Source organism: Streptomyces sp. NPDC103540 (assembly GCF_055584445.1).
The window spans coordinates 207,446-228,372 of sequence record NZ_JBVJMA010000001.1; the positions used below are offsets into that span (position 1 = coordinate 207,446).

Annotated in this window: 18 protein-coding genes; 7 read left to right on the forward strand and 11 right to left on the reverse strand. The window is 71.7% G+C overall.

From position 1 onward, the window contains the following. Positions 1–20 precede the first annotated feature (20 nt). From ACZ6ZI_RS00950 to ACZ6ZI_RS00965, 4 genes are all read right to left on the reverse strand, one after another. Positions 21–659, reverse strand: coding sequence for a hypothetical protein (locus ACZ6ZI_RS00950; RefSeq protein WP_363062097.1), 639 nt, complete (start codon positions 657–659; stop codon positions 21–23). Between the two features lie 34 nt (positions 660–693). After that, positions 694–1,464: an ABC transporter permease gene (locus ACZ6ZI_RS00955; RefSeq protein ID WP_363062099.1), complete on the reverse strand. Its 771-nt coding sequence runs from the start codon at positions 1,462–1,464 to the stop codon at positions 694–696. Continuing rightward, positions 1,461–2,432: an ABC transporter ATP-binding protein gene (locus tag ACZ6ZI_RS00960; RefSeq protein ID WP_469515752.1), complete on the reverse strand. Its 972-nt coding sequence runs from the start codon at positions 2,430–2,432 to the stop codon at positions 1,461–1,463. The genes ACZ6ZI_RS00955 and ACZ6ZI_RS00960 overlap by 4 nt, the downstream gene beginning before the upstream one ends. Positions 2,433–2,526: 94 nt before the next feature. Then, complete coding sequence (locus ACZ6ZI_RS00965) at positions 2,527–3,843, reverse strand: NYN domain-containing protein (RefSeq protein ID WP_469514119.1); 1,317 nt, start codon at positions 3,841–3,843, stop codon at positions 2,527–2,529. A 224-nt stretch (positions 3,844–4,067) separates the two neighbouring features. Between ACZ6ZI_RS00965 and ACZ6ZI_RS00970 the strand changes: the two genes are divergently transcribed. Next, positions 4,068–4,232 (forward strand): hypothetical protein, encoded by a 165-nt coding sequence (locus ACZ6ZI_RS00970; protein ID WP_469514123.1) that lies wholly within the window; start codon positions 4,068–4,070, stop codon positions 4,230–4,232. Between the two features lie 83 nt (positions 4,233–4,315). On the opposite strand, the gene dnaE is transcribed toward ACZ6ZI_RS00970, so the two are convergent. Continuing rightward, positions 4,316–7,858, reverse strand: a complete 3,543-nt coding sequence (dnaE, locus tag ACZ6ZI_RS00975) for a DNA polymerase III subunit alpha (RefSeq protein WP_469514125.1) — start codon at positions 7,856–7,858, stop codon at positions 4,316–4,318. A gap of 168 nt (positions 7,859–8,026) precedes the next feature. Between dnaE and ACZ6ZI_RS00980 the strand changes: the two genes are divergently transcribed. The 5 genes from ACZ6ZI_RS00980 to ACZ6ZI_RS01000 all read left to right on the forward strand — a co-directional run bounded on the left by ACZ6ZI_RS00980 (position 8,027) and on the right by ACZ6ZI_RS01000 (position 13,962). Further along, positions 8,027–9,352 carry a DUF2252 domain-containing protein gene (locus ACZ6ZI_RS00980; protein WP_363062107.1) on the forward strand — a complete coding sequence of 442 codons (1,326 nt, stop codon included), beginning with the start codon at positions 8,027–8,029 and terminating at the stop codon, positions 9,350–9,352. An 83-nt stretch (positions 9,353–9,435) separates the two neighbouring features. Next, positions 9,436–10,125: a hypothetical protein gene (locus ACZ6ZI_RS00985; RefSeq protein ID WP_469514128.1), complete on the forward strand. Its 690-nt coding sequence runs from the start codon at positions 9,436–9,438 to the stop codon at positions 10,123–10,125. A gap of 52 nt (positions 10,126–10,177) precedes the next feature. Beyond that, positions 10,178–10,972: a DsbA family protein gene (locus ACZ6ZI_RS00990; protein ID WP_363062111.1), complete on the forward strand. Its 795-nt coding sequence runs from the start codon at positions 10,178–10,180 to the stop codon at positions 10,970–10,972. Between the two features lie 159 nt (positions 10,973–11,131). Beyond that, complete coding sequence (locus ACZ6ZI_RS00995; RefSeq protein ID WP_363062113.1) at positions 11,132–12,778, forward strand: alkaline phosphatase D family protein; 1,647 nt, start codon at positions 11,132–11,134, stop codon at positions 12,776–12,778. A gap of 179 nt (positions 12,779–12,957) precedes the next feature. Further along, complete coding sequence (locus ACZ6ZI_RS01000; RefSeq protein ID WP_363062115.1) at positions 12,958–13,962, forward strand: zinc metalloprotease; 1,005 nt, start codon at positions 12,958–12,960, stop codon at positions 13,960–13,962. A gap of 86 nt (positions 13,963–14,048) precedes the next feature. On the opposite strand, the gene ACZ6ZI_RS01005 is transcribed toward ACZ6ZI_RS01000, so the two are convergent. Beyond that, the gene (locus ACZ6ZI_RS01005; RefSeq protein WP_363062117.1) at positions 14,049–14,618 is read right to left on the reverse strand and encodes a dienelactone hydrolase family protein; all 570 of its coding nucleotides are present in this window, start codon (positions 14,616–14,618) and stop codon (positions 14,049–14,051) included. A gap of 70 nt (positions 14,619–14,688) precedes the next feature. On the opposite strand from ACZ6ZI_RS01005, the gene ACZ6ZI_RS01010 reads away from it, so the two are divergent. After that, positions 14,689–15,741, forward strand: coding sequence for a mechanosensitive ion channel family protein (locus ACZ6ZI_RS01010; RefSeq protein WP_469515754.1), 1,053 nt, complete (start codon positions 14,689–14,691; stop codon positions 15,739–15,741). 26 nt (positions 15,742–15,767) lie between these two features. Here the strand turns inward: ACZ6ZI_RS01010 and ACZ6ZI_RS01015 are convergent, their stop codons facing one another. From ACZ6ZI_RS01015 to ACZ6ZI_RS01035, 5 genes are all read right to left on the reverse strand, one after another. Then, a complete protein-coding gene (locus ACZ6ZI_RS01015; RefSeq protein ID WP_469514133.1) occupies positions 15,768–17,360 on the reverse strand; it encodes a Na+/H+ antiporter in 1,593 nt (530 codons plus the stop codon). 150 nt (positions 17,361–17,510) lie between these two features. Then, the gene (locus ACZ6ZI_RS01020; protein WP_469514136.1) at positions 17,511–17,972 is read right to left on the reverse strand and encodes a GNAT family N-acetyltransferase; all 462 of its coding nucleotides are present in this window, start codon (positions 17,970–17,972) and stop codon (positions 17,511–17,513) included. Continuing rightward, on the reverse strand, positions 17,969–18,910 hold the full coding sequence (locus ACZ6ZI_RS01025) for an RluA family pseudouridine synthase (protein ID WP_469514140.1): 942 nt from the start codon (positions 18,908–18,910) through the stop codon (positions 17,969–17,971). Before ACZ6ZI_RS01025 ends, ACZ6ZI_RS01020 begins: the two co-directional genes overlap by 4 nt. Positions 18,911–18,962: 52 nt before the next feature. After that, the gene (lspA, locus tag ACZ6ZI_RS01030) at positions 18,963–19,529 is read right to left on the reverse strand and encodes a signal peptidase II (RefSeq protein WP_363062124.1); all 567 of its coding nucleotides are present in this window, start codon (positions 19,527–19,529) and stop codon (positions 18,963–18,965) included. A 104-nt stretch (positions 19,530–19,633) separates the two neighbouring features. After that, positions 19,634–20,443, reverse strand: coding sequence for a TraR/DksA family transcriptional regulator (locus tag ACZ6ZI_RS01035; protein WP_469514143.1), 810 nt, complete (start codon positions 20,441–20,443; stop codon positions 19,634–19,636). Positions 20,444–20,927 lie beyond the last annotated feature (484 nt).

The following is a 20,927-nucleotide window of genomic DNA, read 5'->3' on the forward strand; positions in this document are numbered from 1 at the left end:
GACTCCCGGGCTCCCGGAACTCAGGACGAGGAGGACGGGCGGTCCGCGTGGACGTGCGGCGGCGGGTACACGCCGTAGTGATCGGCGCCCTTGACGGGTTCGCGCGGGGACCACAGGGCCGTCAGGGCGAGGTGGACGACGACGGCCGCCATCGGCCACACGAGCAGCACCCCGTGGGCGAGGAGCTGGAGCGGGGCGTCGAAGGGGACGCCCTTGCCGGCCTTGGCCGCCGCCGCGAGGAGGTCGCGGTCCGGGCCGAGCCACAGACCGAGGCGCCAGCCCACCAGCGAGGCGAAGCACGCGCCGAGGGCCAGTCCGATCACCAGCGGCACTCCCCCGCGCCGCCGCCACAGGAAGACGCCGACCCCGCTCAGGACGCCGAAGCCGAGCGCCAGCAGGAAGAACGTGCCGTCGGCGCCGATCCGCGCCTCGCTCTCGGTGTTGCGCAGGAAGACGGCCTCGCCGTTGGAGACGTAGCCGACGCGGGGCGCGAGCCAGGCCCACAACAGTCCGAGGAACACCCCGGTCACGCCCACCACGAGGGCCACGGCCGCCCCGTCACGGACGTCCGTCGCGGTGATGCCCGCGTCGGAGTCCGGCTCCGGCGGGAGCGGCGGCGCGTCGAAGGGGGACGGGGAGGGGGTCACGGCTTCGGTCACCCCCACATCGTGCCAGGTAACCCGCGGGGAGGCGTCAGCGGACCGCCGCCCGGCGGTACGCCCAGGTGGCGACCGCCAGCGACAGGACGCCGACCCCGGCGCACACCCCGAGGTCGACCAGGACGGCCGCCCAGTCGGGGTGCGGGGCGAAGGTCTCCGCGAAGGCCTCCACCCCGTACGTGGACGGCAGCAGGTCCCGGGCCCAGACGACGACCTCGGGCATCCGCTCGGCGGGCAGCACCCCGAGCAGCAGCGCGGCGGACATGCCGAGCTGTCCGGCCAGGGTGGCCAGCTCCTGGCGCGGGGCGAGCAGCCCGAGCGCGGCGCCCAGCCCGGCGAGCGCGGCGCCGGCCAGCGGTACGACGGCGGCCAGGATCCACAGGCCGCCCATGGGCAGCCCGAACAGCACGCAGCCGAAGACGGCCGTGACCAGGGTCCCGGGGAGCGTGAAGGAGGCGTACGCGCCCGCCGCGCCCAGCACCACCGAGGCGGGCGGCACGGGCAGGGTGGCGTAGTGGTCGAGGCCGCCGCCGGCCCGGAGCTGGCCGAAGTACTGCGCGAGCAGGTTCAGGGCGACGAAGGCGACGACGAGGACCGAGGAGCCCGCGACGACGGCGCGGGCCTCGGAGCCGCCGTCCACGACGCCCCGCATCAGGATCATGATGCCGACGGACTGGAAGGTCGCCACGAACAGCAGCGGGATCCGCGCCACCCGGGCGCGGGACAGCTGGGCCCGGTAGACGGCCGCCAGGGCGGGCAGGAGCCGTGCCCTCGGGGCGAGGACACCGACAGCGGTGGTGGTCACGACTTGACCAGACCCTTCATCCGTCCACCCAGCGCGAGGTAGACGTCCTCCAGGCTCGGCGTGGCCAACGTGAAATCGTCGAGGGCGGCGAAGGCCGGTCCTCCGGTGACGGCGGCGACCGCGGCGCGGGCCTCGTCCGGTGTCAACCGCAGCACCCACTTGCGTCCGGACTCGGCGGCCCGGGGGGCCAGGTCCGCGACCTCGGGCACGTCGAGCGGGGGCCCGGTGCGCCACACCAGCTCCAGGCGGACCTCTCCGGAGACCTTCGCCTTGAGTCCGGAGGGGGTGTCGCAGGCGATGACCTTGCCCTGGTCGACGACGGCGACCCGGTCGAGGACGGTCTCGGCCTCGATGACGTTGTGGGTGACGAGGAGGACGGTGGCCCCGTGCCGCGCGCGGCGCCGGTCCACGGCGTCCCACACGGCCCGGCGGGCCACCGGGTCCATGCCGGTGGTGGGTTCGTCGAGGACCAGGACGGGCCGTTCCCCCACGAGCGCGGCGGCGAAGCAGGCGAGGCGCCGCTGGCCGCCGGACAGCTTCTTCAGGGGACGTCCGGCGATCTCGGTCAGCCCGAGCTCCTCCAGGACCTCGTCCCGCGCGGTCCGCGCCTCGCGGGCGCCGAGTCCGCGCAGCCGGCCGGTGGTCTCGGCGGCGAGGGAGACGGTCAGCTCGTCGAGGGCGGTGGACTCCTGTCCGAGGTAGGCGAGGAGTCGGGCCGCCCGCTCGGGGTGGCGTACGAGGTCGTGCCCGAGCAGGGTCACGGTGCCGGAGTCGGGCCGCAGCAGTCCGGTCAGCTGGCGGACCAGGGTGGACTTGCCGGCGCCGTTGGGGCCGAGCAGGCCGAAGACCTCCCCGCGCCGGACCTCCAGGCAGATCCCGTCGGTGGCGCGGACCTCGGGCAGGGCGGGGGCCCCGCGCCGGCCCCGTACGGCGGGGTACGTCTTGACCAGGTCACGCACCGCGCACACCACGTCGGGGGCCGATCCGGCGCCCTCTGCCGTGGTGTTTCCCGCCTGTGCTGTGCCCGTACTCACGAGGGAGCAGCCTACGCGGCTTCCGCCCCTACTCGGCCGCCGGGGTGGCCGGGCCGGCCGGAAGCGTCGTCCCCGGGGCGGCGGGGGCGGCCGGTGGGGCGGGGACGTGGTCGGCGGCGGCGCGGACGTCGATCTCCCGCCAGAACCCGGCGCGGATGGCGTAGCGGTCGTGTTCGTCGATCTGGTCGTCCTTGTGCGCGAGCAGCCCGAAGCGGGCGGCGTAGCGCAGCAGCTCCCCGTCGATGCGGTGCGGGACGCGCGGGTACATGGTGGCCAGCTTCTGGAGGTGGACGGTCTCGGGGAGGCGTTCCATCCAGCGCCGGGCGAACACCTGGCCGACCTCGAACGGGTCACCGCCGACGGTGGTGATGTCCTCCTCGCGGTCGGCCCAGCGCTGTTCGGCGCTGGTGAGCTGGGCGAGGGTGGGCAGGGAGGCCGTCTCGGCGGGTTCGCCGAGGGGGCCGGCGCGGTCGATCCAGCCCTTGTCGGAGGACCAGCGCAGGGCGCTGCCGGCCGGGCTGTTCCCGTTGGTTCCCTGGTGGCCGCCGGACGCGGACGGCGCGGCCTGGCCGGGGGCGCGCAGGACGGCGAGGTCCTTGGGGGTGGGGACGGGTTTGGCGGCCTCGGTGGCGGGCGCCGGTACGGGCGCTCCGTTCGGCGGGGTGCGGGGGGTGGTGGGGGCGCCGTTGCGGGCGGCCTCGGCGAGGGCCGCCTCGGGCAGCGGCGCGGAGAGGATCGCGGCGATCTCGGGGCGCGGGGCGGGCGGCGGGGAGCAGAGTCCGGCGAGGTCGCGGGCGCGGACGGCGCGGGTGATCCAGGCGCGGTCCAGGACGCTGCGCTCGTCGGCCTCGGCGACGAGGTCCTCGGACTGGTTGTAGTCCCCGTCGGCGGCCTGGACGGCCCACAGGTGGACGGCGACCCCGTGTTCCTTCGCGGACATCAGGCCGGGGAGCAGGTCGCCGTCGCCGGTGACGAGGACCACGTCGGAGCAGGCCCGGTTGCGGGCCAGTTCGGTCAGCTCGGCGTGCATGGCGGCGTCGACGCCCTTCTGCGCCCAGCGGCCGTCGCTTCGGGTCAGGGCGCCGAGGCGGACGGTGACGCGGGACATGACCCGCAGCCGCCGGTGCTCGGGCTGCGGCACCCGGTCGGGTGCCCCGTCGAACCAGTAGATGCGCAGGAGCGGCTGGGCGGTGTCGGCCTCGGCGCGTTCGCGCAGGCCCTGGATGAGGGCGGCGTGGTCGACGGTGATGCGGGAGCGGGAGGGCTCTCCGGCGAGGAGGCTGGCGGCGGCGCCGAGCAGGTATCCGGCGTCCACCAGGACGACGCAACGGTCCACGCGTTCCACCCTCTTCCCCGGGGGTCCTCATGCTGTTCTTGCGGCGGATGCCCCGAGTCTGCCCGACCGCAAGGGTGTTGACGGCCGGAACTCGATCATCGGCGTGGCGGATCTCGCGCGGGCGGGGTGAAGAGGCCTTCACCCCGGCCGACAATGATCCAAAATGCGGGCTTTGTGGGGGTGTGTGAGTGTGAAGGCGGCCCTGGTCCCTACACACCCCACGGAGGCATTCCATGGCCAAGAACAAGAACCAGAAGCAGCCCGCGAAGCAGCAGCAGCGCTCCGGGCAGGATACGGGCAAGGGCTCCGCGGAGACCGAGTCGATGCCCGCGTCGTCGGCGCCGAGTCCGATGGACATGGCCCACAAGCGCAAGGAAAAGAAGTTCGGCCACAACTGAGGTCCGTCGACGCGGAAGGGCTCGCCCGGCAGTGCCGGGCGAGCCCTCGCGCGTGGGTGGGGGGGGTTCGTGGGGCCGTGGGCCTAGCCGGCCAGGCAGGACGGGCCGAGCAGCACCTTGAGGTCGCCGAAGAGGGCGGGGTCGGGCTGGACCCGGTGGCGGTCGAGGCGCAGCACGGTGGTGGTGCGGGGGCCCTGGAGCTTGATGCGGACCTCGGTGTTGCCCTTGTGGTGGCGCAGGATCTCGCCCAGTCGGGTCACCATCGGCGGGGTGACCTTGACCGTGGGGATGGTGAGGACGACGGGGGCGTTGGTGCCGGCCGAGGAGAGGTCGGGGACCATCATCTCCATCGCGACCAGGCGGGGTACGTCCTCGCGCTTGTCCAGGCGGCCCTTGACGAAGACGACCGTGTCCTCGACCAGCTGGGTGGAGACGAGCTGGTAGGTCGCGGGGAAGAACATGCACTCGATGGAGCCGGCCAGGTCCTCGACGGTGGCGATGGCCCAGGCGTTGCCCTGCTTGGTCATCTTGCGCTGGAGGCCGGAGATGATGCCGCCGATGGTGACGACGGCGCCGTCGGAGTGCTCGCCGCCCGTCAGCTGGGAGATGCCGGCGTCGGTCTTGTCGGACAGCACGTGTTCGAGGCCGAACAGCGGGTGGTCGGAGACGTAGAGGCCGAGCATCTCGCGCTCCTGGGCGAGCAGGTAGGACTTCTCCCACTCGACGTCGGAGAACTCCACGTCGAGTCCGAAGCCGGGCTCGTCGCCGGCCGTCTCGTCACCCATTCCGCCGAAGAGGTCGAACTGTCCCTCGGCCTCCTTGCGCTTGACGGCGACCACGTTGTCGATCATCGATTCGTGGTGGGCGACCAGGCCCTTGCGGGTGTGGCCCATCTCGTCGTAGGCGCCGGCCTTGATCAGCGACTCGACGGTGCGCTTGTTGCAGACGACGGCCTCGACCTTGTCGAGGAAGTCGGGGAAGGAGGAGTACTTCCCCTTGGCCTTCCTGGTCTTGATGATCGACTCGACGACGTTCTGGCCGACGTTGCGCACGGCGGTGAGGCCGAAGAGGATCACGTCGTCGCCCTGGGCGGCGAAGTTGGACTCCGACTCGTTCACGTTCGGCGGGAGCACCTTGATGCCCATGCGGCGGCACTCGTTCAGGTAGATCGCGGACTTGTCCTTGTCGTCCTTGACCGAGGTGAGGAGGCCGGCCATGTACTCGGCGGGGTAGTTCGCCTTGAGGTAGGCCGTCCAGTAGGAGACCAGGCCGTAGGCGGCCGAGTGGGCCTTGTTGAAGGCGTAGCCGGCGAAGGGGACCAGGACGTCCCACAGCGCCTGGATGGCCTGGTCGGTGTAGCCGTTCTTGCGGGCGCCCGCCTGGAAGATGGTGAAGTTCTTCGCCAGCTCCTCGGGCTTCTTCTTGCCCATCACGCGGCGCAGGATGTCGGCCTCGCCCAGCGAGTACCCGGCGATGATCTGGGCGGCCTTCTGCACCTGCTCCTGGTAGACGATCAGGCCGTAGGTGACCGCGAGCACCTCTTCGAGGGGCTTCTCCAGGTCCGGGTGGATCGGGGTGATGTCCTGCTGCTTGTTCTTGCGCAGGGCGTAGTTCGTGTGCGAGTTCATGCCCATCGGGCCCGGCCGGTAGAGGGCCGAGACGGCGGAGATGTCCTCGAAGTTGTCGGGCTTCATCAGGCGCAGCAGGGAGCGCATGGGGCCGCCGTCGAACTGGAAGACGCCGAGGGTGTCGCCGCGGCCGAGCAGTTCGAAGGTCTTGGGGTCGTCGAGCGGCAGGGCCAGGAGGTCGATGTCGATCCCCTTGTTGGCCTTCACCATCTTGACGGCGTCGTCCATGATCGTGAGGTTGCGCAGGCCGAGGAAGTCCATCTTCAGCAGGCCGAGCGACTCGCAGCTCGGGTAGTCCCACTGGGTGATGGTCACCTGGTCGGAGTGGCGCACCCAGACGGGCACGTGGTCGGTGATCGTCTCGCTGGACATGATCACGCCGGCGGCGTGCACGCCCATCTGGCGGACCAGGCCCTCGACGCCGCGGGCGGTGTCGATGACCTTCTTCACGTCGGGCTCGTTCTCGTACATCCCGCGGATCTCGCCGGCCTCGCCGTAGCGGGGGTGCGCGGGGTCGAGGATGCCGGAGAGCGGGATGCCCTTGCCGAGGACGTCGGCGGGCATGGCCTTGGTGAGGCGGTCGCCCATGGCGTACGGGTAGCCGAGGACGCGCGCGGAGTCCTTGATCGCGTTCTTGGCCTTGATGGTGCCGTAGGTGCCGATCATGGCGACCTTGTCGGCGCCGTACTTCTCGGTCACGTACCGGATCACCTCGACGCGCCGACGCTCGTCGAAGTCGATGTCGACGTCGGGCATGGAGACGCGCTCGGGGTTCAGGAAGCGCTCGAAGATCAGGCCGTGGGTGAGGGGGTCGAGGTCGGTGATGCCCATGGCGTACGCGACGATCGAACCGGCCGCGGAGCCTCGGCCGGGGCCCACCGCGATGCCCTGGTTCTTGGCCCACATGATGAAGTCGGCGACCACGAGGAAGTAGCCGGGGAAGCCCATCGCGATGATGGTGTCCATCTCGTACTCGGCCTGCTTCATCCGGTCGTCCGGAATGCCTCCGGGGTAGCGGCGGTGCATGCCGCGCATGGTCTCCTCGCGGAACCACGTCACCTCGGTGTAGCCGTCCGGGATGTCGAACTTCGGCATCAGGTTCCGGAACTTGAACATGCCCTCGGTGTCGATCTGGTCCGCGACCAGCTTGGTGTTGGCGCAGCCCTCCTGCCAGGCGTCCGAGGAGTCGATCGCGTACATCTCGTCGGTCGACTTCAGGTAGTAGCCGGAGCCGTCGAAGCGGAAGCGGTCGGGGTCCGAGAGGTTCTTGCCGGTCTGGATGCACAGCAGGGCGTCGTGGGCGCCGGCCTCGCTGGCGTACGTGTAGTGGGAGTCGTTCGTGACCAGCGGCGGGATGCCGAGCTTCTTGCCGATCTCCAGCAGGCCGTCGCGGACCCGGCGCTCGATCTCGATGCCGTGGTCCATCAGCTCCAGGAAGTAGCGGTCCTTGCCGAAGATGTCCTGGTATTCGGAGGCGGACTTCAGGGCCTCGTCGAACTGTCCCAGGCGCAGTCGGGTCTGGAGCTCGCCGGAGGGGCAGCCGGTGGAGGCGATCAGCCCCTCGGACCACTGGCTGATCGTCTCCTTGTCCATGCGGGGCCACTTCGTGAGCCAGCCCTCCGCGTAGGCGTCGGAGGACAGCCGGAAGAGGTTGTGCAGGCCGGTGGCGTTCGCCGCCCAGATCGTCTTGTGGGTGTAGCCGCCGGAGCCGGACACGTCGTCGCGCTTCTGGTGGGGCTGGCCCCACTGGATGCGGCGCTTGTTGCGGCGGGACTCGGGGGCGACGTACGCCTCGATGCCGATGATCGGGGTGATCCCGGCCTTCTGGGCGGAATGGAAGAAGTCGTACGCCCCGTGCAGGTTGCCGTGGTCGGACATCGCGATGTGCGTCATGCCCATCTCGTTGCACGCGTTGAACATGTCCTTCAGCCGCGCGGCACCGTCCAGCAGCGAGTACTGGGTGTGGACGTGCAGGTGCGTGAACGGCGTCTTGGTCACGACGGCAGACCTCCGGGGGGAGAGAGGGGGGCAGCCTCGAAGTCTACGTCGGCGCGGTGACAGATCGCGGGCACGCGGGGGTACCGTCAGCCGTTGCAGAACCGGGGGCGCCCCTGCGGCGTCCCCCGGACAGAACCTGTACAGCCCGTGCACCAGGAGGCCTCCGCCATGGCGGTACCCGAGACGACCGACGAGCAGCGCGCCGAGCAGATACTCGACGTGTTCGACACCGCGTTCGGTGAGCTGCTGGCGGCTGACCCCGCCGCCTTCCAGGTGAAGTTCCGCAAGATGGCGGCCTCGGCCTTCGCCTTCTACCGGGGCACCGCCTGCCTCTTCTACGCCGACCTCGAACACGACCGGCACGGCGGCCCCTACCTGGACGAGCGGACCGGCCGGGTGTGGATCCACGGCGACCTGCACGCCGAGAACTTCGGCACGTACATGGATGCGAACGGGCGCCTCGTCTTCAACGTCAACGACTTCGACGAGGCCTACGTCGGCCCCTTCACCTGGGACCTGAAGCGCTTCGCCGCCTCCGTCGCCCTGATCGGCTACACCAAGGCGCTCAGTGACGAACAGATCACCGAGCTCGTACGGATCTACGCGGCGGCCTACCGGGAGCGCATCCACCACCTGGCCGCCGGCGCCAAGCACGAGGAGGTCCCCTCCTTCACCCTGGACACCGCGGACGGGGCGCTCCTGGCCGCCCTGCGCGACGCCCGCTCCCGCACCCGCTTCTCCCTGCTGGACTCGATGACGGAGATCCGCGACCACGAGCGCCGCTTCGCGCCCGGCGGCGGGGCGATCGAGCTGGACGCGGCGACCCGCTACAAGGTGCTGGCCGCCTTCGACGGGTACCTGGAGACCCTGCCCGAGGAGTCCCTGGTGCGCCCGGACTCCTACCGGGTCAAGGACGTGGTGGGCCGGCGGGGCGTGGGCATCGGCTCGGCCGGCCTGCCCTCGTACAACATCCTGCTGGAGGGGCACAGCGACGCCCTGGAGAACGACGTCGTGATCTACCTCAAGCAGGCGCAGACGCCGGCGGTGTCGCGGCACATCACCGACCGCGCGGTGCGCGAGTACTTCCGGCACGAGGGCCACCGCACGGTGATCTCCCAGCGGGCCCTCCAGGCGCACGCCGACCCGTGGCTGGGCTGGACGGAGCTGGACGGCGCCGGGCAGCTGGTGGCCGAGGTCTCGCCGTACGCGGTGGACCTGGACTGGTCCGATCTGGACGACCCGGAGGAGATCGCGGCGGTCGTCGCGGACCTCGGCCGGGCGACGGCGACCATGCACGCGTCGGCCGACGAGGCGGAGAGCGGCCAGTCCCTGGTCCCCTTCTCCACCGAGCGGGCCATCGACGCGGCCATCGCCGCCGACGAGGAGGGCTTCGCCGAGCTGCTCGTGGACTTCGCGCACGCCTACGGGGCGCGGGCGCGCACCGACCACCAGATCTTCGTGGACCTCTTCCGCAACGGTCGGATCACGCCGTAGGCCCCGGCGGATCCGGCCGAGGGTCCCGCCCGGTGCGGGGCCCGGGCCCCGGATCCACAGGTTCACATGGCAGACTCGCGGCGATGGACATATCAGGGATCGGACCGAGGGGGCTACGGGCCGCGCTGTTCAGCGCGCTCGTCGTGCTGCTCTCGGCCGGCTCCCACGTGCTCATGTCGCGGGTCCCGTTGCCGCCCGCCCTGATCGGCGGGGCCTTCGCCTCCGTCTTCGTGATCGCCTTCGCCCTGGGCGGCCGGCGGCGCGGCTTCGGCCGGACCGCCGGTCTGCTGGTGCCTCTGGAGCTGGCGGCCGACACGGTCTTCACCGCCGGACAGCACGTCTGCTACGGGCCCGCCGGCGGGCCCGTGTCCGGCCCGCTGCGCGCCATGGGCCTGGAGGAGCTGTGCGGGGGCGTTCCGCTGGGGCGGTCCCTGGCCGAGGTCGCCGGGCCCGCCGGCGATCCGGCCGCGCTGCTGGTCGCTCCCGGACCGTGGACCCCCTGGCTGCTGCTGGGGGCGCACGTCACGGTCGGGCTGCTGGGCGCCGCGTGGCTGTGGCACGGCGAGCGGGCGCTGACGCGACTGCTGCGCGCGGTGGCCGCGAGCGCGTTCCGGCCGCTGCGGCTGGCGGTGGCCTCGGTGGCGGTGCCCGTCGGTCGGGCCGGGCGCGCGTTGCGGCCGTTCCTGCCGGGCGCGGTGGCCCGTACCCGCTTCCCGGCCCATTCCGTGGGACGGCGGGGACCTCCCGTACGCGCGGCGCTCGTAGGCGTCTGAACCCCGTACGGCAGTACCCCTCCCCTTTGTCCCACCTCCCACGGAGACCACCATGAGTGCACGCAACAGCCAGGCCAACAAGCAGGCGGCCCGCGAGAAGCTGCGCGTCGAGCGCGAGAAGCAGGCCAAGAAGGACCGCGCCCGGCGGCAGCTGGTCGTGGCCGGCGCGGTCGTCGGCGTCCTGGCCCTGGCGGGCGGCGTCGGCTACGCCGTCGTGCAGGCCAACCAGCCGTCGTACTGGGAGAAGGCCGCCGAGGCCACCCTGGTCAAGCCGAAGAACACCGAGGGCGACCAGGGCACGACGGTCGTCATAGGCAAGGCCGAGGCGAAGAAGACCCTGGAGCTCTACGAGGACTCGCGCTGCCCTGCGTGCGCGCAGTTCGAGCAGGCGGTGGGCGAGCAGGTCGAGAAGGACGTGGAGGCGGGCAAGTACAAGCTCCGCTACTACGGCGCGACCTTCATCGACAACATGGCCAAGGGCGAGGGTTCGAAGAACGCCCTGAGCGCGCTGGGCGCGGCGCTGAACGTGAGCCCGCAGGCGTTCCTGGAGTACAAGGGGGCCCTGTACTCCAAGGAGCTGCACCCCGAGGAGACCGTCGACAGCTTCGGCAAGGACGAGTACCTGCTGAAGGTGGCGGACACGGTTCCGGCGCTCAAGGGCAACGCCGAGTTCAAGAAGGCCGTCGAGGACGGCACGTACGACCGGTGGGCGATGGAGATGTCGAAGGCCTTCAACGCCTCCGACGTGAAGGGCACCCCGACGCTGAAGATGGACGGCAAGAAGATCGAGACGCCGCAGACGGCGGAGGCCTTCACGGCGGCGATCGACAAGGCCCTCGCCGGCTGACGGCTCCTCGGTCCGACCGGCACCTCCCCGCCGGCGGGCGACTTCCGGCGGGGCCCGCGGGGACCGGCCGTGAACGGGCGGGTGAACTCTTCGAGTTCGCCCGCCCGTTCGCTTTACGACCCTGTCCGAAAACAGTACCGATCAGTAATATGATCGGCCGTGACCAGTCATCTCTCCTCTTCTCCGCGCCGTCGTACGGTCGTTCTGGCCGCGGCGGCCACGGCCGCGCTCGCGCCGCTCACCACCCTGGGCGCCCCGGCCGCCCACGCGGCGGGGGCCGCGCCCGCGTTCCTGCACGGCGTCGCCTCCGGCGACCCGCTGCCCGACGGGGTCCTGCTGTGGACCCGCGTCACCCCGACGCCCGAGGCCGTACCGGGCTCCGGGCTCGGAGCCGCCACCACCGTGGGCTGGGAGGTGGCCGAGGACAAGGCCTTCTCCCGCCCCGTCGCGAGTGGTTCCGTCACCACGAGCGCCGCCGCGGACCACACCGTCAAGGTGGACGTCCGCGGGCTGCGCCCGCAGACCCCGTACTGGTACCGGTTCACCGCCGGCTCCGGTGTCTCCCCGGTCGGGCGCACCCTGACGGCCCCGGCCGCCGAGACGACGACGCCCGGGCTCCGCTTCGGCGTGGTCTCCTGCGCCAACTGGGAGTCCGGCTGGTTCTCGGCGTACCGCCACCTGGCGGCCCGCGCCGACCTCCAGGCCGTCCTGCACCTGGGCGACTACATCTACGAGTACCAGAGCGGGGGTTACCCCGAGGCGAAGTACGTCGTCCGCCCGCACGAGCCCCGGCACGAGATCGTCTCGCTCGCCGACTACCGCACCCGGCACGGCAAGTACAAGACGGACGGCGACCTCCAGGCGCTGCACGCGGCCCACCCGGTCATCGCCATCTGGGACGACCACGAGTTCGCCAACGACGCCTGGGCCGGCGGCGCCGAGAACCACACCCCGGGGGCCGAGGGCGAGTGGGCGGCCCGCGCCGCCGCCGCCAAGCAGGCGTACTTCGAGTGGATGCCGGTCCGCACCTCCACGGCGGGCACCGTCTACCGCAGGCTGCGCTTCGGCACCCTCGCCGACCTCCACCTGCTGGACCTGCGCTCCTTCCGCTCCGAGCAGTCCAAGATCGGCAACGGCGGGGTGGACGACCCCGAGCGCACCCTGACCGGGCGGGCGCAGCTGGACTGGCTGAAGGCCGGTCTGGCGAGCTCGACGGCGACGTGGAAGCTGGTGGGCACCTCGGTGATGATCTCGCCGGTCGCCTTCGCCTCGCTGCCCGCGCACCTCCTGAAGCCGCTGACGAAGCTCCTGGGCCTGCCCGAGGGCGGAATCGCGGTCAACGTGGACCAGTGGGACGGGTACACCGACGATCGCAAGGAACTCCTCGGCCACTTGAAGGACCGGAACGTCAAGAACACGGTGTTCCTGACCGGCGACATCCACATGGCGTGGGCGAACGAGGTCCCGGTGAACATGGCCACGTACCCGGGCTCGGGGACGGCGGCGACGGAGTTCGTGGTCACTTCGGTGACTTCCGACAACATCGACGACATGCTGCACGTCCTGCCGAACACCGTCTCGCTGGCCGCCGAGACGGCCGTCAAGGCGGCGAACTGGCACGTCAAGTGGCTGGACATGGACGCCCACGGCTACGGGGTGCTGGACGTGACGGCCGAGCGTTCGCAGATGGACTACTACGTGGTTTCGGACAAGCGGCGCCCTGACGCGACCTCCTCCTGGGACCGCTCGTACCGGACCCTGAACGGCACGCAGAAGGTGGAGCGGGCCGACCGACCGGTTTACTGATTGTCCGTCAATTTTACGGTGTGATGGGGCGCTTGGTGCAGACCAGGTGCCCCATCCGCATCACGGGCAACAAATATTTAACTTCCGAGTACTTGTCACATGGCTGACATGCACACGTAAGCTTCCGGCCAGCGTGAGGTCCCCACCTCACCCCCCACCACGCTTTCCGAGGAGTCAACGTGCGCGCTTCCGCCCGCATATCCCCCCTTCTCCGTCGCCGCCTCCTGGGCGCGGCCGTGCTGGCCTCCACCCTGGCCCTCACCCCGCTGTCGGCCCCCGGCGGCGTCGCCGCGGCGGCCGACAGGACCCCGGCCGAGGCCTGTGCGCAGGAGTCGGCCGGCGCCGCGGCCAACGCCCGCGTCGTACGGCCCAAGGACGAGCACGCCGCCGAGGAGCCCAACGAGGTCACCGAGGCCCAGGTCAAGGCCATGGACGCCGACCTGCAGAAGAAGCTGGCCGGGCTCCGGCTCGCCCCGCAGCAGCTCCAGGGCGCGAACGCCGCGGCGGCCGCCACCGACATCCCGGTGTACGTCCACGTCATCCACTCCGGCACCACCGGCAAGCTGACGGCGTCCGACATCGACAAGCAGCTCGCGGTCCTCAACTCGGCCTACTCCGGCCAGGGCACGGGCAACGTCGACTCCGGCTTCCGCTTCACCCTGGCCGGCACCGACTACACCGACAACGCCGCCTGGTACAACGTCTCCGACGGCACCCAGGCCGAGAAGGACATGAAGAACACCCTGCGCAAGGGTGGCAAGAACGCGCTGAACGTCTACACCGCCAACCTCGGCGGCGGGCTGCTCGGCTGGGCCACCTTCCCCAGCTCCTACGCCTCCCAGCCCAAGATGGACGGCGTCGTCCTGCTCAACTCCTCGCTGCCGGGCGGCTCCTCCGCCCACTACAACGAGGGCGACACCGCCACCCACGAGGTCGGCCACTGGCTCGGGCTCTACCACACCTTCCAGGGCGGCTGCACAGGCAACGGCGACTCCGTCGCCGACACCCCCGCCGAGAAGAGCGCGGCCTTCGAGTGCCCGACCGGCCGTGACTCCTGCGCGAGCAAGGCCGGCGCCGACCCGATCCACAACTTCATGGACTACACCTACGACGCCTGCATGTACCAGTTCACCGCCGGCCAGGTGTCGCGCATGAAGAGCATGTGGACGGCGTACCGCGCCTGATCCCCCACGACGCGAAGGGGCACCGGAGCGCGGCGGCGGCCGCGCTCCGGTGCCCCTTCGTCATCCCGGTCGCGAGACCGGCGGACCTACAGCGTGTCGAGGAAACCGAGCGCGACCTTCCAGGTCTCCTCGGCGGCCTCGGCGTCGTAGTCCTCCAGCTCCGGGTCCGTGAACAGGTGCCCCGCACCCGGGTAGGTGTGCACCTCCACGTCCGCCCCGGCCCGCCGCATCCGCAGGTACCAGGCCGTCAGCCAGTCGTGCGGCTCGAAGGGGTCCGGGTCCGCGACGTGCAGCTGCACCGGCAGCTCGTCGGCGCTCGCGTCCTCCTCCAGGTCCGCGGTGCCGTGCAGGAGCAACAGCCCGCGCGCCTTGTCGTCGGCCAGCGCCAGGTGCTGGGCGATCGAGCCGCCGAAGGAGAAGCCGGCGTAGACCAGCCCCCGCTCGGAATACGGCGCGGCGGCGAGCACCGCCCGCTTCAGCAGCTCGTCGCGACCCACCTCGTCCCGGTGGGCCACCCCCTCCTCGACCGTCGCGAACGTACGGCCCTCGAAGAGGTCGGGCACGTGGACCTCGTGCCCGGCCGCGCGCAGCCGGTCGGCCGCCGCGTGGACCGCGGGCCGCAGCCCGTACGTCGAATGGAAGAGCATGATGTTCATCCCCCCATCGTGCCATTCGTCGAAGGCGGGGATACGACGGCTCCGCGCGGTTACGTTCTCCCGCATGGAAATGGAGAACCTCCTGCGCCCCGTAGTGTTCGTCGCAGCAGCGCTGGTCGTCACCCTGCTCGCCGGGTGGCTGCTCGACCTGCTGCTGCGCGCGGCCGACGCCCGCCACACCGACACCCCCCTGTGGGGCCTGCTGCGCCGCTGCGTGACGCCCTTCCGGCTGGTCCTCGCCACCGCCCTGCTCCAGAGCACGCACCGGCGGGCCGGGATCCTGCCGCAGCACTCCGCGGGCGTGGGCCACGCCCTGACCCTGGTCATGATCGCCTCGACCGCCTGGCTGCTCGTCCGCATCGCCACCGCCGTCGTGGACTCGGCCTACGCCCGCTACGCCGCCGCCTCGCCGAACGACGCCCGCGTACGCCGGGTGCGCACCCAGGTCACGCTGATCCAACGGGTGGTCGCCGCGGTGGCCGTGGTGGTCTCGATCGCCGCGATGCTGCTGACCTTCCCCGCCATGAAGGTGGCAGGCGCCTCGGTGCTGGCCTCGGCCGGTGTCCTCGGCATCGTCGCCGGCATCGCCGCGCAGTCCTCCCTCGGCAACCTCTTCGCCGGGCTCCAGATCGCCTTCGGCGACACCGTGCGCATCGGCGACACCGTGGTCGTGGACAAGGAGTGGGGCACGGTCGAGGAGATCACCCTGACGTTCCTGGTGGTCCGCACCTGGGACGAGCGGCGCATCACGATGCCCGTCTCCTACTTCACCGGCAAGCCCTACGAGAACTGGTCGCGCGGCGGCGCCGAGATGACCGGCACCGTCTTCTGGCACGTGGACCACTCGGCGCCCGTCGCCCTGATGCGCGACCGGCTGGCGCTGCTGCTCAAGGACATCCCCGAGTGGGACGGCCGCACCGGCTCCCTCGCCGTCACCGACACCACCCCGAACACCATCGTGGTCCGCGCGGTGGTCACCGCACGGAACGCCGACGAGGTGTGGACCGTACGCTGCGCCGTGCGCGAGCGGATGATCACCTGGCTCGCCGCCGAACACCCCTACGCCCTCCCCCGCGTCGCCACCACGGAGGCCGAACACCGCCCCGCCGACCCCCGCCCCTGACCCCGCGACGGCCGGCCCGACGGGCCCTACGGACTGCGCAGGCTGCGGACGTCCAGGTGGCGCAGGACGCGGTCCACGATCTCCGGGTCGGCCCCCGGCTCGCTGCGGGCCGCCAGCACCTCGTGCCGGGCCGCGGACATCATCTCCCGCTGGATCCGCTGGACGTCGCGGATCCGCTCCACCCGCTTCGCGTAGGCCTCCCGGCGCTCCTCGTCGACCATGTCGGGGCTGATCCTGGCCCCGACGTCGTACGCCCGCCGGTAGAGCACCTCCACCAGGTCCTCCGGGAGGTCCTCCACCTCCTCGATCTCCTTCAGCCGCCGCTTGGCCGCCTTCGCCGCCCGGATCGCGAGCCGCCGCTCGGTCTCGCGTTCGGCGTCGATGTCCGCCCGCACCCCCAGGCGCCGCACCAACCAGGGCAGCGTCATGCCCTCGCAGAGCAGGGTGGCCATGATGACGGCGAAGGCGATGAAGACGATCTCGTCCCGCGCGGGGAAGGGCGTGCCCGCGTCCGTCTCGAAGGGGATCGCCAGCGCCAGGGCCACCGAGGCCACCCCCCGCATCCCCGCCCACCACATGACGACGCTCTCCCGCCAGCTCAGCGGGATCTCCTCCTCCCAGTCCCGCCGCCGGTGGAGCTTCTTCGCCACCCAACCCGCCGGCAGCAGCCACACGAGGCGTACGCCGACCACCACCGCGACCACCACGGCCGCCCAGCCCACCATCTCGCCCACGCGCCCCTGCGCGACGCCGAAGACGTTGTGCAGCTCCAGGCCGATCAGCCCGAAGGCGACGCCGGTGACCAGCATGTCCACGACTTCCCAGAACGTGTGCCCGGCCAGCCGCCCCAGCACGTCGTCCGCGTCGGAGGCGTACTCGGCCAGGAACAGGGCCGTCGTCAGCACGGCCAGCACCCCGGAACCCATCAGTTCCTCCGCGACCACGTACGCCACGAACGGCACCAGCAGCGTCAGACCGATCTGGAGGGTGGCGTCGCCCAGCCGGCCCATCATCCGGTTCGTGATCCAGCCGAGGGCGAGGCCGACGGCGACGGCGACCACGGCCGACAGCACGAACTCGCCGAGCGCGTCCGGCCAGGAGAAGCTCCCGCTGACGGCGGCGGCGACGGCGACGTGGTAGAGCACGATCGCGGTGACGTCGTTGAAGAGCCCCTCGCCCTCCAGGATCGACACCAGCCGGCGCGGCAGGCCGAGGGCGCCCGCCACGGCGGTGGCCGCCACCGGGTCGGGCGGGGCGACGAGCGCGCCGAGCGCCACGGCGGCGGCGATCGGCAGACCGGGGACGACGGCGTGCGCGACGCCGGCCACGGCCGCGGTGGTCACGAAGACCAGGGCCACGGCGAGCAGCAGGATCGGACGGAAGTTGGCCGCGAACTGCCGCCAGGAGGTGCGCTGGACCGAGGCGTACAGCAGCGGGGGCAGGACCAGCGGCAGGATGTACTCGGGCGGGATGTCGACGTTCGGCACGGCGGGCACCAGCGCGAGCACCACGCCGCCGATGGTCATCAGCACGGGCGCGGGCAACCCCAGGCGGTCTCCGAGCGGCACGGTGACGACGGCCCCGAGCAGCAGCACGAAGAGCAGAGCGAGCTGATCCACTCCCCCACCGTATCCGCCGCCGCCCGTCCTCCCGGGGACCGTGGGGGCCCCACGCGGCGCCGCCCGCCCTCCCGCGCGTGCGGAGGGGCGGGCGGCGGGCCGGCGGCGGCCGGCGGGCTTGCGGCGGAGGGCCGCCGAGGCAGGGCGCGGCTACGGCAGGGCGCGCCGCATGGACCGGTGCGGGATGCCCGCGTCCTCGAACTCCGGGCCGTAGGCCACGTAGCCGAGCCGTTCGTAGAAGCCGAGCGCGTGCGTCTGCGCCCCGAGGTCGACGGCGGACAGGCCGAGCCGCGCCGCCTGCGCCTCGATCGCCCGGACCAGGGCCACGCCCACGCCGAGCCCGCGCGCGGACTTCAGCACGGCGAGCCGGCCGAGCGAGCCGATCTCCGGGGAGCCGGTCTTGCCGAGGGCCTCGGGCCCGTACAGCAGCCGGCCGGTGCCCAGGGGCCGCCCGTCCTCGTCCACGGCCAGGACGTGCACCGCGATCGCGTCGTACGCGTCGTACTCGATGGACTCCGGCACGGACTGCTCGACCACGAACACCTCGGTCCGCACCGCGTAGCAGGCCTCGCGGTCGGCGTCCGAGACGGCCGCCCTGACCGTGACGGTCACTGGCTCTCGGCCCGGATCACGTCCAGCGCGTGCTGGAGGTCGGCCGGGTAGGTGCTCTCGAACTCCACCCACTGCCCGTCGGCCGGGTGCTCGAAGCCGAGCCGCACCGCGTGCAGCCACTGGCGGGTCAGGCCCAGGCGCTTGGCGACGGTCGGGTCGGCGCCGTAGGACAGGTCGCCGACGCAGGGGTGGCGGTGGGCGGACATGTGCACGCGGATCTGGTGCGTGCGGCCCGTCTCCAGCTTGATGTCCAGCAGCGAGGCCGCGCGGAAGGCCTCGATGAGGTCGTAGTGCGTGACGGACGCCTTGCCGTCCTGCGTCACGGCCCACTTGTAGTCGGCGCTGGGGTGACGTCCGATCGGCGCGTCGATGGTGCCGCTCATCGGGTCCGGGTGGCCCTGCACCAGCGCGTGGTAGCGCTTGTCGACGACGCGCTCGCGGAACTGGTTCTTCAGCGAGGTGTAGGCGCGCTCGGACTTCGCGACGGCCATCAGGCCGGAGGTGCCGACGTCGAGGCGGTGCACGATGCCCTGGCGCTCGGAGGCGCCGGAGGTGGAGATGCGGTAGCCGGCGGCGGCCAGGCCGCCGATGACGGTGGTGCCGGTCCAGCCGGGGCTGGGGTGGGCGGCGACGCCCACCGGCTTCATGATGACCACGATGTCGTCGTCGTCGTGGACGATCTCCATGCCGGGAACCGGCTCGGCGACCAGCTCGACGGGACGCGGCGGAGCCGGCATCTCGACTTCGAGCCAGGCACCGCCGTGCACCCGCTCGGACTTGCCGACGACGCTGCCGTCGACCGAGACCTTCCCCTCCGCCGCCAGCTCGGCCGCCTTCGTCCGGGAGAAACCGAACATACGGGCGATGGCGGCGTCGACGCGCTCGCCTTCGAGGCCATCGGGAACGGGCAGGGTGCGGATCTCGGGAATCGTACTCACCTGTCGAGTATGCAGGACTCGACGCCGGACCTTTCCCGCGAGCGCCCGTCGATCAGTCCTTGTGGACGGTGCCGTCCGGGTCCAGCCCCCGGAAGGAGAGCAGGACGATCAGGATGCCGCCGCACACGATCGCCGAGTCCGCGAGGTTGAAGACGGCGAAGTGGGCGGGGGCGATGAAGTCGACGACCGCACCCCGGAACACGCCCGGCGAACGGAAGATCCGGTCCGTGAGGTTGCCCAGCGCGCCACCGAGCAGCAGGCCCAGCGCGATGGCCCACGGCAGGCTGTAGAGCTTGCGGGCCAGCCGGACGATCACCACGATCACGGTGGCCGCGATACAGGTGAAGATGATCGTGAAGGCCTCGCCGAAGCCGAAGGCGGCACCCGGGTTGCGGATCGCCTCGAACTTCAGCAGGTCGCCGATGATCCGGATCGGCGGCTGGTGCTCCAGCCTCGCCACCACGACCATCTTGCTGCCGAGGTCGAGCAGGTACGCGAGCACCGCCACGACGAGCAGCGCCGCGATCCGCCGGTGCCCCCTGGGCGCGTCCGGCTCCGGCTGCGGCTCGGCGTCGTCCCCGACCTCCGGCGTACCGATGATGCGCTCCGCCTCTGTCACGTGAGTCCCTCGAACTAGCTCGAACCAGGTTGTCGACGATCACACCGGCCAGGTTCCTGGACCCTGACTGGACACGAGGGTACGTCAGGGGGCGCCGATCCCGCCTAGTGCCTCCGCTCCTGCTTCTGCTTGCAGTCCACGCAGAGGGTGGCGCGGGGGAACGCCTGCATCCGCGCCTTGCCGATGGGCTGCCCGCAGTTCTCGCAGAGGCCGTACGTGCCCGCCTCCAGCCGTTCCAGGGCCCGCTCGGTCTGCTCCAGCATCGAGGTGGCGTTCGCGGCGAGGGCGAGCTCGGACTCGCGGGTGATGTTCTTGGTGCCGGTGTCGGCCTGGTCGTCGCCCGCGCCGTCGCCGGAATCCCGCATCAGGCCCGAGATGGCCACCTCGGAGGCGTCCAGTTCGGCGCGCAGCCGCAGCACCTCCGACAGCAGCTCCGTACGGGCCTCCTCGACCTCCTGCTCGGTCCAGGGCTCCTCGCCGGGCCGTACGGCGAGCTCTCCGGGCGTCCCGGCCGCGACCTCGCGCGCCTTGGGGAGCCCGCTCGTGGCGGCGGCCGCCGTCTTCCTGGCCGTACCCGCGGTCTTCTTGGCAACCACTTTCCGAGCTCCCGTCTTCCGCGCGGCCGGGGCCGCCCCCTCGGTCGCGGCCGCCTTGGCCGTGACCTTGCCCGTGGTGCTCTCGACGGCCGCCGGGGCCGCGTCGGCGACCTTCTTCGCCGGGGCCTTCCTCGCGGTGGTCTTCTTCGCGACGGTCTTCTTCGCGGCGGCGACCTTCTTGGCGGCCGTCTTCTTGGCGGCCGTCTTCGTCGCGGCCTTCTTCGCCACCGCCTCCTCGGCCGGAGCGGCCCGTTTGGCGGCAGGCGTGGAGCCTGGCACAGCAGCCACCTCCTGCGTCGCCGTCTTCTTCGCCACCATGGCCGCGGCCCCTTTTCACATACTGTGATCTTGTTCGCGAATCGTGCCGGAACGATAAGTCGGCGCCGACCCGACGGCAACGGGGCACGCGTCCAGCGAGGTCAACCTGCATCCGTTGTGCCCAGCGGGAGCCCCCGTAATCCGCCCCACCCGCACCGGTGGAACCGGGATCGGGGCGTCGGGCCGTTCGGGGCACGCCGGGGCCCTCCGACGCCCCCGCCGCCGCCCCCGCCGGACACCCCGCAAATCGGTCTGCCGACCCGAGCCCCGGCCCGTACACTGGGCGCAGCGAGAGGCATGGATGGGGACGAGTAGCGTCGGACGCAGCCAGGAGCGACCCGGGGACGGTGAGAGCCCGGGGGCGAGCGCGACGTGAAGGATCACCCCGGAGCCGCCGGAAGAAAGCCCCCACGGGAGTCCCGTGGGGCGAGTAGAACCGGCTTCGCACCCCAATGAGGGGGTCGCCGGACGCGTCCGGGGGCCA